Origin of the sequence: Marinimicrobium koreense (assembly GCF_003762925.1) — a bacterium.
In the GTDB taxonomy this organism is placed as follows: Bacteria; Pseudomonadota; Gammaproteobacteria; order Pseudomonadales; family Cellvibrionaceae; genus Marinimicrobium; species Marinimicrobium koreense.
Genome location: NZ_RJUK01000002.1, coordinates 64,482 through 80,373 on the forward strand (window position 1 = coordinate 64,482; position 15,892 = coordinate 80,373).

Annotated in this window: 12 protein-coding genes and 1 tRNA gene; 1 reads left to right on the forward strand and 12 read right to left on the reverse strand. The window is 60.4% G+C overall.

Annotated elements, in window-relative coordinates; genetic code table 11:
- Window positions 1–14: 14 nt before the first annotated feature.
- From EDC38_RS12910 to rlmE, 10 genes are all read right to left on the reverse strand, one after another.
- Window positions 15–2,492 carry a bifunctional acetate--CoA ligase family protein/GNAT family N-acetyltransferase gene (locus EDC38_RS12910; RefSeq protein ID WP_123639003.1) on the reverse strand — a complete coding sequence of 826 codons (2,478 nt, stop codon included), beginning with the start codon at window positions 2,490–2,492 and terminating at the stop codon, window positions 15–17.
- Between the two features lie 52 nt (window positions 2,493–2,544).
- Window positions 2,545–4,284, reverse strand: a complete 1,740-nt coding sequence (locus tag EDC38_RS12915) for a DUF2207 domain-containing protein (protein ID WP_123639004.1) — start codon at window positions 4,282–4,284, stop codon at window positions 2,545–2,547.
- The gene (locus EDC38_RS12920; RefSeq protein WP_123639005.1) at window positions 4,281–4,844 is read right to left on the reverse strand and encodes a LemA family protein; all 564 of its coding nucleotides are present in this window, start codon (window positions 4,842–4,844) and stop codon (window positions 4,281–4,283) included. Before EDC38_RS12920 ends, EDC38_RS12915 begins: the two co-directional genes overlap by 4 nt.
- Before the next feature lie 255 nt (window positions 4,845–5,099).
- Window positions 5,100–5,184: transfer RNA gene (locus EDC38_RS12925), tRNA-Leu, on the reverse strand.
- Window positions 5,185–5,366: 182 nt separating this feature from the next.
- On the reverse strand, window positions 5,367–5,729 hold the full coding sequence (gene secG / locus EDC38_RS12930; RefSeq protein WP_123639006.1) for a preprotein translocase subunit SecG: 363 nt from the start codon (window positions 5,727–5,729) through the stop codon (window positions 5,367–5,369).
- Between the two features lie 62 nt (window positions 5,730–5,791).
- Entirely contained in the window at window positions 5,792–6,592 is an 801-nt protein-coding gene (tpiA, locus tag EDC38_RS12935) for a triose-phosphate isomerase (RefSeq protein ID WP_123639007.1), read from the reverse strand.
- Between the two features lie 93 nt (window positions 6,593–6,685).
- A complete protein-coding gene (gene glmM / locus EDC38_RS12940) occupies window positions 6,686–8,023 on the reverse strand; it encodes a phosphoglucosamine mutase (protein ID WP_123639008.1) in 1,338 nt (445 codons plus the stop codon).
- A 33-nt stretch (window positions 8,024–8,056) separates the two neighbouring features.
- Window positions 8,057–8,923, reverse strand: coding sequence for a dihydropteroate synthase (gene folP, locus EDC38_RS12945; RefSeq protein WP_123639009.1), 867 nt, complete (start codon window positions 8,921–8,923; stop codon window positions 8,057–8,059).
- Window positions 8,924–9,042: 119 nt separating this feature from the next.
- Entirely contained in the window at window positions 9,043–10,977 is a 1,935-nt protein-coding gene (gene ftsH, locus EDC38_RS12950; RefSeq protein WP_051174481.1) for an ATP-dependent zinc metalloprotease FtsH, read from the reverse strand.
- 112 nt (window positions 10,978–11,089) lie between these two features.
- On the reverse strand, window positions 11,090–11,710 hold the full coding sequence (gene rlmE / locus EDC38_RS12955) for a 23S rRNA (uridine(2552)-2'-O)-methyltransferase RlmE (protein WP_123639010.1): 621 nt from the start codon (window positions 11,708–11,710) through the stop codon (window positions 11,090–11,092).
- A gap of 66 nt (window positions 11,711–11,776) precedes the next feature.
- On the opposite strand from rlmE, the gene EDC38_RS12960 reads away from it, so the two are divergent.
- Window positions 11,777–12,079 (forward strand): YhbY family RNA-binding protein, encoded by a 303-nt coding sequence (locus tag EDC38_RS12960; protein WP_123639011.1) that lies wholly within the window; start codon window positions 11,777–11,779, stop codon window positions 12,077–12,079.
- 91 nt (window positions 12,080–12,170) lie between these two features.
- On the opposite strand, the gene greA is transcribed toward EDC38_RS12960, so the two are convergent.
- Together greA and carB are read right to left on the reverse strand one after the other, a co-directional pair.
- Window positions 12,171–12,647, reverse strand: a complete 477-nt coding sequence (gene greA / locus EDC38_RS12965) for a transcription elongation factor GreA (protein ID WP_123639012.1) — start codon at window positions 12,645–12,647, stop codon at window positions 12,171–12,173.
- Window positions 12,644–15,865, reverse strand: coding sequence for a carbamoyl-phosphate synthase large subunit (gene carB, locus EDC38_RS12970; protein WP_123639013.1), 3,222 nt, complete (start codon window positions 15,863–15,865; stop codon window positions 12,644–12,646). The genes greA and carB overlap by 4 nt, the downstream gene beginning before the upstream one ends.
- Window positions 15,866–15,892: the final 27 nt, after the last annotated feature.

The following is a 15,892-nucleotide window of genomic DNA, read 5'->3' on the forward strand; positions in this document are numbered from 1 at the left end:
CAACGCCAGGAAGCTCAGTCGGGCGCCCTCAACTCAATCTGCATATCGACCACTTCCTCCTCCGGATCATACTTCACCTGAAAACCGAGGCTCCGCGCCAGGCTGGCCATGCCCCGGTTTTGCGGCAGAGTCCACCCGATCAGGCGCCGGGTGCCCTGAGCGCGGCAGTGGTCCAACATTTTACCCAGCAGCAACCGTCCCAGCCCGAGCCCCTTAAGATCACTGCGAATGGCAATGCTGAACTCGCCTTCGTGGTTGTCCGGGTCCATCTGGGCCTGGACCATCCCCAGAGTGACCTCCTCACCCCGTTCGTCGCGCTCGGTGGCGATGAACACCATCTCCCGGTCGTAGTCGATCTGGGTCACACGGGCCATCTGCTCGTGCGAAAACTCGGAGACCTCGCCAAAATAGCGGTTGTAACGGTCCTCCCGGCTCAGGGCATGATCGAAAGCCTGTTGACGGGCTTCATCTTCCGGCCGGATCGGGCGCAGCAACACCGAGCGACCATCCTTCAGGGTCACTCGCGCCTCCAGTTCTTTGGGATAAGGCCGGATGGCCATGGGACGAGCCTGCTCGGCCGGGGCAAGACGGGCCGAGACCTCCAGCGCGGTGTAGACGCCCTGCCGCATCACCACCGGTTGCAGATCAAGGCTGACCAGCTCGGGATTGTCGACCACCAGCTGACTGACCTGACTCAACAGCAAGCAGAGCGAGTGGCGCTCCAGCGGTTGATGGCGCTCGCGGATCTTGCCCTCGGCCAGGGCCTGAATCACCAGGTAGCGGGCCAGGGCCATATTCAGAGGCGGCAGAGCCACCACGGCGTTATACAGCCAGTCGGCAGTGCCTCCCGCTTCTCCCAGGGCGATGACCGGCCCGAATACCGGGTCGACCCGCACCTGAATGCGCAGCGCAACGCCATCCTGATACACCTCTTGGGCGCTGTCCTCAGCGTCCGGATTCCGGGTGCGAATACCGTAAGCCGCCATCATCTCGGCCGACTCCGGAACGGACAGCTCGAACCGCGGTGACGCCAGCGCCCGCTCGATGAGCGCGCGCACCGATACCGGGTGGTGGGGAATCAGCTCGCTGACCGAGTCCGGGGTTTCCGACAGCAGTTTCTGGTTGCGCCGGTATTGAACCCGGTACATAAAGGCCGCCACGGCGCCTTCAGGTGTACGAAAGGAGGCAATACCCGCCTGGGCAAACCGCTCCCGGGCCGGATAAGCCGCTTCCTCGCCCATCCAGTTCACCAGCAGGTTGGGCTTGCGCCCGGCGTGTGCCTCATAGGCATGCAACACCGCCTCGGCATAGACTTCACCAACGTGCAGCGCCGAAGGCGCATGCATCACCAGAATGTTGTCTGCCTCACCGCTGGCCAGAATCACCGAGAGCACTTCCCGATAGAGTTCCGGCGGGGCATCGCCCAGCAAGTTGACCGGGTTGCGGGCACGCCCACCGCGAGGCACCAACCGGGCCAGCGCCTGCTCGGTCTGCTCGCTGAAGGTCACCAGATGCCCACCGCGCTCAATCAGCGCATCCGCCGCCATGGCGGCAGGACCATTACCGTTGCCCAGAATCACCAACCGCTCACTGGTCAGTTCCCGGCCATAAGCGAGGGTTTCCACCGCGGCAAAGAGGTCCCTCAGGTCCTGCACCCGCAGCATCCCCGCACGCCGGAAGGCCGCATCATACACCCGGTCGGAACCGCGCTGTTCGGCCGGCAACCGGCTGACCGCATCCGACACCTCGCGGGCATTCCCGGCCTTGATCAGCAGAATCGGCTTACCCGCAGCTGCAGCTCGGGCCGCCGACAGAAAGGCCCGCCCATCGCGGATGGAATCGATATACAGGAGAATGGCCCGGGTCTTGGGGTCGCGCCCGAGGTAATCGATCAACTCATCAAAGTCGATGTCCGCCCCATCGCCCAGAGCGACAAAGTGGGAGAAACCGATGCGCCGCCGGCGCGCCCAATCGAGAATGGTGACGCACACCCCGGAGGACTGGGACACAAAGGCCACCTTGCCCGGCAGCGCATGAGTGTGGGCATAGCTGGCGTTCAGCCCGATGGCGGGTACAAACAACCCCAGACAATTGGGCCCCAGCAGCCGCACTCCCCAGTGTCGGGCAATGGCCAGCATCTGCTCCTGCAGGCTGGTGCCCTGGGCGGTATGCACCTCATCCAGTCCGGCGGCAATCACAATCACGCTGCGCGTGCCCTTCTTGCCCAATTGCTGGATCAACACCGGTACCCGCGCCGCCCGGGTACAGATGATCGCCAGATCCGGCACCTCCGGCAGCGCCTCGATCGAGCCGTAGGCCAACACCCCGTTGACCGCCTGGTACTTGGGTGTCACCGGCATGATCGGCCCGGCAAAATTGCCTTGCAGCAGATTGCGCATCACGGCATTGCCCGGACGATTCGGCTTGTTGGACGCACCGATGACCGCCACCGAGCGCGGATTCAGCAACTGATCGATCTGCTTGAGACTCATGGGGGCTCCGGTAGACCTAAACCCTGATCTTAACGGTCTCGGGCGCTAACGGCTAGCGGCCGCCGCCACCTCCGCCGCCACCGCCACCACCGGAGAAACCGCCGCCCCCGCCACCCGAACTGGTACCGGGTGCGACCGACGAGGAGGCAATCTGTGAGCTGAGCGACTTGCCCAGATCACTGCCCAGACTCGCCAAGCCACCCCGGCCAAGCGGACCGTGATACCAATGCATAGCGCGCGCCGCATTGGTGGCGGCCTCCATACCCACCGCTTTGATGAACTGACCGGTCCAGGCCTCTTCAACCCCCAGGGCCAATGCAAACGGCAGAAGGCTTTCGTAACGCTCGGCGTTGAGTGGCGGCTCATCCGCGTTGCGGTGCTCCAGGCCCGCGATTTCGTCTCCGGACGCCACCGACAGGTACAACTTCAGGCCTTCGATGTGGTCCAGCAGCTTACGCCCCTCCCGAGTGGGGCGGCGCATCAGGTTGGCGAACACGCCATTGAGAAGAATCACCACCGACAGCAGCGCCCAGAACGTCAGAGAGGCCAGATTACCCACCAACCAAAACGCCACCGCACCCAACGCCACAGAAGCCAGCGCGCCTTTGACGGTAATCCCCACGTTGTCGACAAAATAGCGGGGCTTGAAGCGCTGCTTGAGCGCCCGCTGATGTTGGCGTTTCGCTTCACCCAAAATGGTGTGATTCGCCTGTTCAAGAGCCAATTCGTCTGCGTCCACGAACAACCGGGAAAACAGGGCGCGCTCGGCTGGGGCGAGTTCCACGTCGTTCGCGTCACTGAGTTTTTGCAGCCGCCAGTTGTCTGAGTGCCACTTTTTGTCACGGTGAATGGCAACCAGGCCCTTCACGGACAAGTGCACCAAGTCCGCCGCGAAACATCGATCGTCATAGCGCGCCTTGGCCAGGTAACGCAAACCGCCGGGCGAGAAATCCTCGGGCGGAAAATAGCGCGCAAACACCGGACCCGTCTGAGGATCACGTCCCTCTCGGCGCCAGTGATGAAAATAGTAACCGAACACCGCCAGCAGCCCGATGATCAGGAGCAACTGCGCCCGGTTGTCGGTCAGAAACCAGATGACCGTTTGCCCCGCGGAGGGTTCTTCCACCAGATTTTTTGGAAAACCCACCACAATGGTCAGCCCCTCTCGCACACCCAGCGGCTGAGTGGTGGCAAAACGCACCACGCCCGGTTCAGTCACCTCGGCTTGGGCGAGCTGGGCCCGACTGCCCTGCGGGCCGGTATAAACATCCAACTGCAATTGACTGGCCGGCACCGGCTTGGGCAAGTGCACCCGAGCCGAGGCCGACGCAATGTCAAACATCCATCCTGTGCCGGTCACATTCCAGTAAAGCTCGTCGTGCTGCTCGAAGAACCCCAATTGCCGGTTGGTGCGATAACGAATCCGGTAGGTGGTGGTGAGCGGCGTCGGCAGGAAGCTGTCGTCGCCGGTATTGATTCGAATGCCGTTCGCCCGGTCTTCGGTAAACCAGGGCTCGGGTTTGCCATCGCGGGTGACACTGACCACTTCAAACCCGACGACGACACGGTCACCACGACGGTCCCGATAGCGGGTTGGAAAATCCCGATAGATGCCGCGGCGAATATTCCGGCCCTCGGCCCGCACTTCGATGGTCTCGGTCACATCAAGCGTGCCGTCGGCCTCGACCACGATGTCTGAATGAAAATTCAGAACCCGCTCCTGCGCTGACGCCGGAAGTACGCCTAACGCCAGGAAAAAAGCGAGTAACAGACCATTCAAGAACGCTTTCATTTCATTCCCTCCCTGTTCACCGAAACCACGTCACGTTGATCCTCTGCTGCGCTGAAAAACTCAGCCGTTGAAAAGCCCGCTACTCGCGCAATCAGAAGGTCCGGAAACTGTAGCACCCGATCATTGAGCGCACGCACCGCACCGTTGTAAAACCGCCGTGCATACTGCAGAAGATTCTCGGTCTCCACCAGGTCGCGCTGCAACTGACTGAAGTTGCCATCGGCTTTCAGGTCCGGATAGCTTTCCTGGAGAATGAAAAGGCGAGACAGCGACTGCTCCAACTCGTTCTCAAGGGCGGCGAGCTGACCTGGATGCTGGCTCTCGACAGCCCGCGCTCGCAGCTCGGTCACGGCGGTCAAGAGACTCCGTTCGTGATCGGTGTAGGCCTGAACGGTGCGCACCAATTGGGGAATAAGATCATGGCGGCGCGCCAGCTGCACATCAATATCGCTCCAGGCGGTTCGCACCTGATTGCGCAGACGCACCAGGCGGTTAAAACACCACACCGCCCAGATCAGGACAGCGGCCAGGATCAATCCCGGCCAGAGGAAATCAGACATAGCGTTATCCTTTATAACCTTCCATAGCATCCCGTCGATGGGGCGGGACTGGGTATTACTATACCTGATCGTTGGGACTTACGTCGTTTGGTCAGGACATGGGAGATAGGGTGGAGATGGCAACGGTGGATGCGGCCTTCGGCCTTATCCACCCTACGCGAACCAAGCACCATAGGGCGAGCCCACGCCGGACCTTGGTCCGGACTGGCAGACATAAAAAAAGGCCCTCCGCACAGCGGAGAGCCTTCCTTTATTTGGTGCCCAAGGCCGGACTTGAACCGGCACGGCTTGCGCCACTACCCCCTCAAGATAGCGTGTCTACCAATTCCACCACTTGGGCATATAAGGGGTCAAACTAATTGCATCTTTCTTTGCCTAGTCCGTGCCAGATTTCCGACACGCTACGCGTGGTCGCTCCCGGCTTCCTGCCTACCGCGACACTAGCACATCCCTGTGCGTCGTCTACCCCTTCCACCACTTGGGCATATAAGGGGTCAAACTAACTGTTTTCTAAACGGCTGATTACTCAGCCGGTACTTCTGGAACCTCGTCCGCGCTGCTTTCTTCTTCCACGGCCGGGACTTCAGAGTCTTGCGCGGCCGGGGCGGACTGTTCTACCGCTGACGGAATATCGCTGTCGATACCGACGCCGGCTTTGTTCTTGGCGATGATGGCCAGGCCAAAACTGGTGGCGAAGAAAACGACGGCGCAGATGCCGGTCATGCGGGTGAAAAATCCACCGCTGCCCTGACTGCCGAACACGGTCTGGGAGGCGCCGGAGCCGAAAGAGGCGCCGGCAACCGCGCCCTTGCCCTGCTGGAGCAGGATCAGAGCGATAATGGCCAGGGCGGTCAGAATGTGTACAACGAGAACGAGTGTTTCCATGGTGTTTCGTCTCTACTCTTTAAAACGTGGCGTATTCGATACGCTGCTTCAAAGCCCCGCCCTCAGGCGGCGGCTCTGCAAATGGCGACAAAATCGTCGGCGTTCAGGGAAGCGCCTCCGAGCAAGGCTCCGTCAATATCCGGCAGTGCGAACAGTTGTTCGGCATTACCCGGCTTGACGCTGCCTCCGTACAAAATCTGCGTTCTGGCCCCCAGTTCGCCCAACTCGGCGCGAATAAAGCGGTGTACTTCTTCCGCCTGTTCGGGACTGGCGGTTTTCCCGGTGCCTACGGCCCATACCGGCTCGTAAGCCACCACCGCACGCGCAAACGCCTCAAGTCCGACGCGCTTGACCACGACCAGTAATTGGTGGCCTATGGTTTCCAGCGCCATACCGGCGTCCCGTTCCTGCTCGGATTCACCGACACAGAGAATGGGAGTCAAGCCCGCTTGCTGAGCCGCGTGAAACTTCTCTGCGACCCGGTCGCTGGTTTCACCCTGCATTCGACGCCGCTCATTGTGACCCACGATCACATAGCGGCATCCCAGGTCAGCCAGCATCGCTCCGGACACTTCTCCGGTGTATGCGCCGTTCGAGTACTCGCTTACCGTTTGCGCACCCAGTTTAATGGGGCCTCCGGACAGCGCTTCGGCGGCTTGGCTCAGGTAAACGTAAGGTGGGCACAGGGCCGTTTCTACACCTTCCGCGCCTTGCCAATGGGCGGTGATACCATTCAGCAGTGAGGCGTTTTCGGCCAGACTGCCGTTCATTTTCCAGTTGCCAACGACCAGGCGTTGGCGGCTGTGTCTCTCGCTCAAGGGGTCCCCCTTAAAGCGGGCGCCAATGTTAGCGAAGTTGGGCATAACATACAATCCCAAATCGCGCTCTGACCCCGCTTTTCTCTCATGTTGGTTGATGGGTCTCGTGTTGCTCTCTTTTTCAGTGTAGCGGCTCTTCTAGTTGAGAGCCTTTTCTACCGTAGTGGCCAGTTCCTGGCACAGTTCCTTGACCTTTACTTTGTCTTCCCCTTCTACCATGACCCGTACCACCGGCTCGGTACCAGAGGGGCGCAGCAACACCCGGCCGGTGCCGGCCAGCTTGTCCTCGACGCTGGCGACCGCCGCCTTAATGGTGGCGTCCTGATCCAGATCGATCTGCCGGGAGCGGTGCACGTTGATCATGGTCTGAGGCATTTTATTCATGCCTTTTTTGATTTTATTCAATGATTCGCCCATGGTAGTGAGCGCTAACAATACTTGCAGGGCGGAAATGATCCCATCCCCGGTCGTGGTGACGTTGCTGCAGACGATATGCCCCGAGGATTCGCCGCCCAGCGTCCAGCCGTTCTGACGCATCTTTTCGATCACGTAACGGTCCCCCACCTTGGCTCGCTCGAAGGGCACACCAATTTTTTTCAAGCCCAGCTCAAGCCCGAAGTTGCTCATCAGGGTGCCGGCCACGCCGTCGCAGCCGCCACTATAGCGGTGCTGGTAATCGGCGATGATATAGAGCAACTCGTCGCCATCGACAATCTCGCCCCGGTGGTCCACGAACATTACCCGGTCGCCATCGCCGTCGAAGGCAATGCCGAGGTCCGCCCCCAGCTCCATGACCTTCTCTTTCAACAGATCGGTTTTGGTGGAGCCACAACCGCGATTGATGTTGGTGCCATTGGGGTCCGTGGCGACCGGAATCACCTTGGCCCCCAACTCGCTGAACACGCTCGGCGCAATGTGGTAGGTGGCGCCATTGGCGCAGTCCACCACAATCTGCAGCCCCTGCAGACTGAAACCCCAGGGCATGGTGCCCTTGCAGAACTCGATGTAGCGGCCCGAGGCATCCTCGATACGGCGCGCCTTGCCCAACCGCTCTGCGGTGGTCATGGGCTGGTTCAGTTGCTCTTCGATGGCCAGCTCAACGTCATCGGGCAGCTTGGTGCCGTTGCCACTGAAGAACTTGATGCCATTATCGGTGTAGGCGTTGTGGGAGGCACTGATCACGATGCCGGCCTGGGCCTGAAAGGTCCGGGTCAGGTAGGCAATGCCCGGGGTGGGCATGGGACCGAGCAGGCCGACATCCACACCGGCATTGATCAACCCCGCCTGCAGGGCGGATTCAAACATGTAGCCCGAGATCCGGGTGTCCTTGCCAATCAGAATCATATTCGGGCCGGAGAAGCGGTCCACCAGTACCCGACCGGCAGCCCAGCCCAGTTTGAGCATGAAGTCGGGCGTGATGGGAGGCTCGCCGACCTGCCCACGAATACCGTCGGTACCAAAATACTGTCGCGCCATAGGATCCTTGCTCCCGCTCAAATGCTTTACTGGTTAATGGGTAGACGGCGAGTCGGCGGCTGACGCATCGGTCGAAAGCGCCGCCAGGACTGCCAAAACATCATGAGTGGGCGCCACATCGTGCACCCGGATAATACAGGCACCGCGCTGAGCGGCGGCCATCGCCAAAGCCAGGCTGCCGGGTAAGCGCTCACCGACCTCGCGCCCCAGGAGGTGCCCCAGCATGGACTTACGGGACATGCCCACCAACACCGGGTACCCCAAGGCGTCAAATTCACCCAGGCGACGCAGCAGGGCCAGGTTGTGCTCCAGGGTTTTTCCAAAGCCAAACCCAGGATCGAGCAGAATCCGCTCGGCGCCGATCCCGGCAGCCTTGCAGGCGGACACCCGCTGGAGGAGAAAGTCTTTAACCTCTTCCACCGGGTCCTGGTATTGGGGGCGCTCCTGCATGGTCTCGGGAGTGCCCTGCATATGCATCAGGCACACCGGTAGCCCGGTGTTGGCGGCGGCGGCCAGAGCACCCTCGCGCTGCAATGCACGCACATCATTGATCAGCCCGGCACCCGCTCGGGCCGATTCACGAATGACCGCTGGGTTACTGGTATCGACCGACACCAGGGCGCCCAGTTCACCGGCCACCGCTTCCACGACCGGGATCACCCGGTCCAGCTCTTCCTGTTCACTCACCGGCGTTGACCCTGGGCGGGTCGACTCCCCACCTATGTCGATGATCTCGGCGCCTTCATCCAGCATCTGCTGGGCCCGCCGCCGGGCCAGGTCCAGAGACAGGTGGCCCGCCTGATAGTAACTTCCACCATCAGAGAAAGAGTCCGGCGTGGTATTGAGAACCCCCATCAGACAGGGTCGGGATAGGTCCAGACTGTGGGCGCCAAAACGCATGGGCGGTAATTCCAACTGGTTGGGCGATATTGGGTATTGAGCGGGCGGGGGAAAAACAAATCCCCGGCGCAATGGCCGGGGATTATAACAGACTGATGACTCAATGCCGCCGGGAGCGGTCAGTGGTCTTCGGCGGGACCACCGATGGGCTTGTCTTTGCCTTCACCCTCGGCGCCTTTGCCGTCTGACTTGCCATCGGCTTCGCCGCCCTTGCCTTTGAGGTGGCCATTGAAATCGTCGTCGTGCCAGTCGCGCGGCGGACGCACCTTGCGGCGAGCCATCAGGTCGTCGACCTGCTCGGAGTCGATGGTCTCATACTCCATCAGCGCGTCTTTCATCGCCTCCAGGATATCCCGGTTGTCATGCAGAATCTGCTCGGCGCGCTTGTAGCACTCATCAATGATCCGGCGGACTTCCTGGTCAATCATCTTGGAGGTTTCGCCGGAGTAGTTGGCCGAGCCGGTGCCCGGCATCATGCCTTCGTCCTCACCGTAGTGCAGAGGACCGAGCTTTTCCGACAGACCCCACTTGGTCACCATATTGCGTGCCAGCTCGGTGGCCCGCTCAATATCGTTGGACGCGCCGGTGGTGATGCCTTCGGCGCCCAGAGTCATATCTTCGGCAATCCGGCCACCAAACAGGGTGCAGATGCTGGACTCAATGGCCCGGCGGCTCATGCTGTACTTGTCTCCCTCGGGCAGGAACTGGGTGACACCCAGGGCCCGGCCACGGGGAATGATGGTCACTTTGTGGATGGGATCGTGCTCGGGCACGATCTTGCCCACAATGGCATGGCCCGCTTCGTGGTAGGCGGTGTTTTCCTTTTCTTTCTCGCTCATCACCATGGAGCGACGCTCGGCGCCCATCATGATCTTGTCACGCGCTTTCTCGAACTCCTCCATGGTCACCAGGCGCTTATTGCCACGGGCCGCGAACAGGGCCGCCTCGTTCACCAGGTTGGCCAGGTCCGCGCCGGAGAAACCGGGGGTGCCTCGGGCGATCACATTGGCCTCGACACGCTCATCAATGGGGACTTTGCGCATATGCACTTTCAGGATCTGCTCGCGGCCGCGGATGTCCGGCAGGCCGACGACCACCTGACGGTCGAAACGTCCCGGGCGCAGAAGTGCCTTGTCGAGCACGTCCGGACGGTTGGTGGCGGCGATGACGATCACACCTTCATTACCTTCAAAACCGTCCATTTCCACCAGCAACTGGTTCAGGGTCTGTTCGCGCTCGTCGTGACCACCGCCGTGGCCACCGCCACGATGACGGCCCACGGCATCAATCTCATCGATAAAGATGATGCAAGGCGCCTGCTTCTTGGCCTGGTCGAACATGTCCCGGACACGAGACGCCCCCACACCGACGAACATTTCGACGAAATCCGAACCGGAAATGGAGAAGAAAGGCACTTTTGCCTCACCAGCAATGGCCTTGGCCAGCAGCGTCTTACCGGTACCGGGCGGGCCCGCCATCAGTACACCCCGGGGGATCTGGCCACCCAGGCGCTGGAATTTGGAGGGATCGCGCAGGTATTCCACCAGCTCGCTGACCTCTTCTTTGGCCTCATCCACCCCGGCCACATCGGAAAAGGTGGTTTTGACCTGGTCTTCGCCGAGCAGTTTGGCTTTACTTTTGCCAAAGCTCATGGGGCCGCCTTTGCCGCCCCCCATGCCCCCTTGCATCTGGCGCATGAAGAACAGGAATACGGCAATGATGATCAGAATCGGGAAACTGGCCACTAACAGCTGATGCCACAGGCTGGGGCGCTCCGGCTCCTTGTTACGCACCGTCACGTTGGAGTTCAGCAGGTCGTCCATCAGTTTGGGGTCGCCAATCTGGGGCAGCGTGGTCTGGAAGGTGCTGCCGTCAGAATAGGTGCCCTGGACCTTCAGGCCCTGCAGGGTGACTTCCCGGACCTGCTCGCTCTTGACCGAGCGCACGAAGTCCGAGTAGCTGAGGGTCTCGCTACTGGCGGGCTGATTGAATCCCTGGAACACCGTGAACAGCACGGCGGCGATGATCAGCCACAGGATGAGATTTTTGGTCATGTCGTTCAAGGAGATACCCTCGTTTTGTACAACAAATCAGTGACAGTATAGAGCCCATAAGCGCATCAATACCAATAAACGCACCCTATGAGGCAATAGATCAGCCGAGGCCTCAACCTTTGAAGCCCCGGGCGACCAGATACACTTCCCGGGAGCGGGCCCGGGAGGCGTCGGGTTTGCGCACTGCCACCTTGGTAAAGGCGTCGCGCGTGTCCTGCAGCAGGGGGTCAAAGCCCTCGCCGTGGAACACTTTGGCAACAAAATGCCCGCCAGGTTTCAACACCTGCCGGGCCATATCCAGTGCCAGCTCCACCAGATAGATGGCGGCGGGCTGGTCAACGGCATTCATACCACTCATGTTGGGGGCCATATCGGAGATTACAAGGTCCGCCTTCTGCCCACTGAGCGCGGCCAGCAGCTGCTCCAGCACCGCTTCCTCGGTAAAGTCACCCTGGATAAACTCGACCCCGGCAATGCTGTCCATGGGCAGAATGTCCGACGCCAGCACCATGCCCTTGTCGCCCACCCGATCGGCGGCCACCTGAGACCAACCACCCGGCGCCGACCCCAGGTCGACCACGCTCATCCCGGGCTTGATCAGTTTGTCCTTCTTGTCCAGCTCGATCAGCTTATAGCTGGCGCGGGAGCGATAGCCGTCCTTCTGGGACTGTTTGACGTAAGGGTCGCTGAAGTGCTCGTCCAGCCAACGGTTGCTGCTTTTGGATCTGGCCATGATGATTCCGGGGGAGATGCGTTACAATGAGAGGCTTTTTCACCCAAACGATTTGAAGGTATTGTCATGCCGCTAAGCGCCGACCGCAAGAAACAATTCCGTGCCCTGGGGCACAACCTGAAGCCAATTGTCACCCTGGGCGACAACGGCCTGAGCGACGGGGTCCGCGCCGAGCTGAACCGGGCGTTGGATGATCATGAGCTGATCAAGGTCAAGATTGCCGTGGCCGAGCGGGACGACCGCAAGGTGCTCCTCGATGAGCTGGCGGCCATGCCCGGTGTGGAGCTGGTTCAGCAGGTGGGCAAGATGGCGTTGTTGTACCGGGCCAATCCGAAGCCGAATCCGAAATTGTCGAATTTATTGCGGTGAGTTCACGGCGTCGGGGTTGGGTTACGGCGGATGCGGCCTTTGGCCTTATCCGCCCTACGCAACCTTCGGAGCGACCCGAAATTACCAAAACTTAAATATGCTCCACCTTGTCGATTTCGTACTCGACTTCACCGCCGGGGGTTTTCACCTCGACCACATCCCCCTCTTCCTTGCCGATCAAGGCCCGGGCGATGGGTGAATTGATGGAGATCTTGTTGGCTTTCACATCCGCTTCGTCATCGCCCACGATTCGATAGGTTACTTCCTGCTCGGTCTCGCAGTTGATGATGGTCACAGTCGTGCCGAAAATCACCTTGCCGCTGGGCGGAATCGTCTTGACGTCAATGACCTGGGCATTGGCCAACTTGCCTTCGATTTCCTGAATCCGGCCTTCGCAGAAGCTCTGCTGCTCCCGCGCGGCGTGGTACTCGGCGTTCTCTTTCAGGTCACCGTGCTCGCGCGCCTCGGCAATCGCCTGGCTGATGCGCGGGCGCTGGACTTTCTTCAGGTCGTGTAACTCTTCGCGCAGAGCTTCTGCGCCTTCCACTGTCATGGGTACCTTGCTCATGCACCGATCCTCCCGTGCAGCTCCTGCAGGCGCCGCACTTGTGTAAATTGACCAAACCGCAGTGCCATACACACCGCCTCGCCAGCGGCCAGGGTGGTGGTGTAGTACACCCGATGATTTTCCGCACTGCGACGAATCGAGGCCGAGTCGCGGGTCGCCTGCCGCCCTTCAGTGGTGTTCACAATCAGGTTGATCTGACTGTTCTTGATCATGTCCACAATATGCGGGCGACCCTCGGCCACTTTGTTGACAACGTCCACTTCGAGCCCGGCCTCCTTCAACACCGCGGCCGTGCCACGAGTGGCCACCAGTTTGAAACCGAGGCTGTTCAGCTCCTTACCGACCACAACCACACCGGGCTTGTCGACATCGCGTACGCTGATGAACGCCGTGCCCGTGGTGGGCAGCTTGCTGCCGGCACCGAGCTGAGCCTTGGCAAAGGCCTCACCGAAGGTGTCGCCCACCCCCATCACTTCACCGGTGGATTTCATTTCCGGCCCGAGGATCGGGTCCACCGCCGGGAATTTGTTGAACGGGAACACCGCTTCTTTCACGCTGTAGTAATCCGGCACGATTTCCTGGGTGAAACCCTGCTCTTTCAGGCTGATACCGGCCTGACAGCGCGCCGCCACCTTGGCCAGGGACACGCCAATGCACTTGGACACAAACGGCACGGTGCGCGAGGCCCGCGGGTTCACCTCGATCACATAAATTTCGCCGTCCTGATAGGCCAACTGGGTGTTCATCAGGCCCACGACGCCCAGCTCCAACGCCATGGCCTTGATCTGCTCACGCATCAGGTTCTGTACGTCTTTCGGCAGCGAGTAAGGCGGCAAGGAGCAGGCCGAATCACCGGAGTGAACGCCACACTGCTCGATGTGCTGCATGATCCCGCCGATGACCACCTGCTCACCATCGCAGACCGCATCCACATCCACTTCAATCGCGGCACTCAGGAAGTGATCCAGCAGTACCGGCGCATCTTCGGAAACCTCTACCGCGGTATTCATGTAGCCGCGCAGCTCATCTTCCTTATAGACGATTTCCATCGCCCGTCCACCGAGCACGTAAGAGGGACGCACCACCAGTGGGTAGCCCACTTCTTTGGCGGCCTGCAGCGCCTCTTCGAAGGAGCGCACGATGGCGTTGGGCGGCTGCTTCAGATTCAGCTTGTTGATCATCTGCTGGAAGCGCTCACGGTCTTCCGCGCGGTCAATCGCATCCGGAGTGGTACCGATAATCGGCACACCTTCAGCTTCCAGAGCGCGGGCAAGTTTCAGCGGCGTCTGGCCACCGAACTGCACAATCACGCCCTTGGGTTTTTCTTTGTGCACGATTTCCAGCACGTCTTCCAGGGTCACCGGCTCGAAGAACAGGCGATCGGAGGTGTCATAATCGGTGGACACGGTTTCCGGGTTACAGTTGACCATGATGGTCTCGTAGCCCTCATCGCGCATGGCGAAGGCGGCGTGCACACAGCAGTAATCGAATTCGATGCCCTGGCCGATACGGTTGGGGCCGCCACCGATCACCAGAATCTTGTCCTTGTCGCTCGGGTTGGCCTCGCACTCATCTTCGTACGTGGAGTACATGTAAGCGGTGGAGGTGGCGAACTCGGCGGCACAGGTATCTACCCGCTTGAACGCCGGACGGATGTTCAACTGGTGACGATGCTGACGCACCGCCTGCTCGCTGGTGCCGAGCAGCTTGGCCAGTCGCTTGTCCGAGAACCCTTTGCGCTTGAGGCGGAACAGCAGCTCGGCGTTCAGGTTCTGTACGGTTTTTCCTTCCAGCGCCTGTTCACTGTCGATCAGGTCTTTCACCTGGACCAGGAACCAGGGATCAATTTTCGACGCCTCGAAGGCTTCCTCGACACTCATTCCCAGACGGAAGGCATCGCCGAGATACCAGATGCGTTCGGCCCCGGGGGTGTTCAGCTCACGACGCAGACGCGCCGGGGTATCGTTATCCTTCAGGTCCACCTTGGATTCGAAGCCGGCCGAGCCCACTTCCAGACCGCGCAGGGCTTTCTGCAGGGATTCTTGGAAGGTCCGGCCAATGGCCATCACCTCCCCCACGGATTTCATCTGGGTGGTCAGACGGGCATCGGCGTCGCCGAACTTCTCAAAGGTGAAACGCGGAATTTTGGTGACCACGTAATCGATGGTCGGCTCGAACGAGGCCGGAGTAGCACCGCCGGTAATTTCATTCTGCAGTTCATCCAGGGTGTAACCCACCGCCAGCTTCGCCGCGATCTTGGCAATCGGAAAACCGGTCGCCTTGGAGGCCAGCGCGGAAGATCGGGATACCCGGGGGTTCATCTCGATCACCACCATCCGGCCATCGTCCGGATTGACCGCGAACTGCACATTGGAGCCGCCGGTTTCCACCCCGATCTCACGCAACACCGCCAGGGAGGCGTTACGCATGATCTGATATTCCTTGTCGGTCAGGGTCTGAGCCGGGGCCACGGTGATGGAGTCACCGGTGTGCACACCCATGGGGTCAAAGTTTTCGATGGAACAGACAATGATGCAGTTGTCGCTTTTGTCCCGAACCACCTCCATCTCGTACTCTTTCCAGCCGAGCAGGGATTCATCGATCAGCAGCTCATTGACCGGCGAGAGGTCCAGGCCGCGAGTACAGATTTCCTCAAACTCTTCCCAGTTGTACGCGATACCACCACCGGAGCCACCCATGGTGAAAGACGGACGGATGATGCAGGGGAAACCGAACTCTTTGGGCACTTCCAGGGCTTCATCCATGGAGTGGACGATCTTGGCGCGGGCGCACTCCAGACCGATGCGCTTCATGGCCTGATCAAACAGATCCCGGTCTTCCGCCATGTTGATGGCGTCTTCGTTGGCGCCGATCAGCTCGACGCCGTACTTTTCCAGCACGCCGTGCTTGGCCAGATCCAGGGCACAGTTGAGCGCGGTCTGGCCACCCATGGTGGGCAGCACCACATCCGGCTTTTCTTTCTCGATGATCTGTTCCACCGTGCGCCATTCGATGGGCTCGATGTAAGTGGCATCCGCCATGGCCGGGTCGGTCATGATGGTGGCCGGGTTGGAGTTCACCAGGATCACCCGGTAACCCTCTTCGCGCAGGGCCTTACAGGCCTGGGCGCCGGAGTAGTCAAACTCACAGGCCTGGCCGATGACGATCGGGCCCGCGCCCAGGATCAGAATGCTGTTGATGTCGGTACGTTTTGGCATGATCTTCTCGCTCTGCGAAATCGGTTG

Excerpts from the sequence above, each read along its gene's own strand:
- greA (WP_123639012.1), bottom strand. The coding sequence starts at position 12,647 with ATGAGCAAGGTACCCATGACAGTGGAAGGCGCAGAAGCTCTGCGCGAA.
- EDC38_RS12960 (WP_123639011.1), top strand. The coding sequence starts at position 11,777 with ATGCCGCTAAGCGCCGACCGCAAGAAACAATTCCGTGCCCTGGGGCAC.
- EDC38_RS12915 (WP_123639004.1), bottom strand. The coding sequence starts at position 4,284 with ATGAAAGCGTTCTTGAATGGTCTGTTACTCGCTTTTTTCCTGGCGTTA.
- folP (WP_123639009.1), bottom strand. The coding sequence starts at position 8,923 with ATGCGTTTTGGCGCCCACAGTCTGGACCTATCCCGACCCTGTCTGATG.
- EDC38_RS12910 (WP_123639003.1), bottom strand. The coding sequence starts at position 2,492 with ATGAGTCTCAAGCAGATCGATCAGTTGCTGAATCCGCGCTCGGTGGCG.
- secG (WP_123639006.1), bottom strand. The coding sequence starts at position 5,729 with ATGGAAACACTCGTTCTCGTTGTACACATTCTGACCGCCCTGGCCATT.
- tpiA (WP_123639007.1), bottom strand. The coding sequence starts at position 6,592 with ATGCCCAACTTCGCTAACATTGGCGCCCGCTTTAAGGGGGACCCCTTG.
- glmM (WP_123639008.1), bottom strand. The coding sequence starts at position 8,023 with ATGGCGCGACAGTATTTTGGTACCGACGGTATTCGTGGGCAGGTCGGC.
- ftsH (WP_051174481.1), bottom strand. The coding sequence starts at position 10,977 with ATGACCAAAAATCTCATCCTGTGGCTGATCATCGCCGCCGTGCTGTTC.
- carB (WP_123639013.1), bottom strand. The coding sequence starts at position 15,865 with ATGCCAAAACGTACCGACATCAACAGCATTCTGATCCTGGGCGCGGGC.
- rlmE (WP_123639010.1), bottom strand. The coding sequence starts at position 11,710 with ATGGCCAGATCCAAAAGCAGCAACCGTTGGCTGGACGAGCACTTCAGC.
- EDC38_RS12920 (WP_123639005.1), bottom strand. The coding sequence starts at position 4,844 with ATGTCTGATTTCCTCTGGCCGGGATTGATCCTGGCCGCTGTCCTGATC.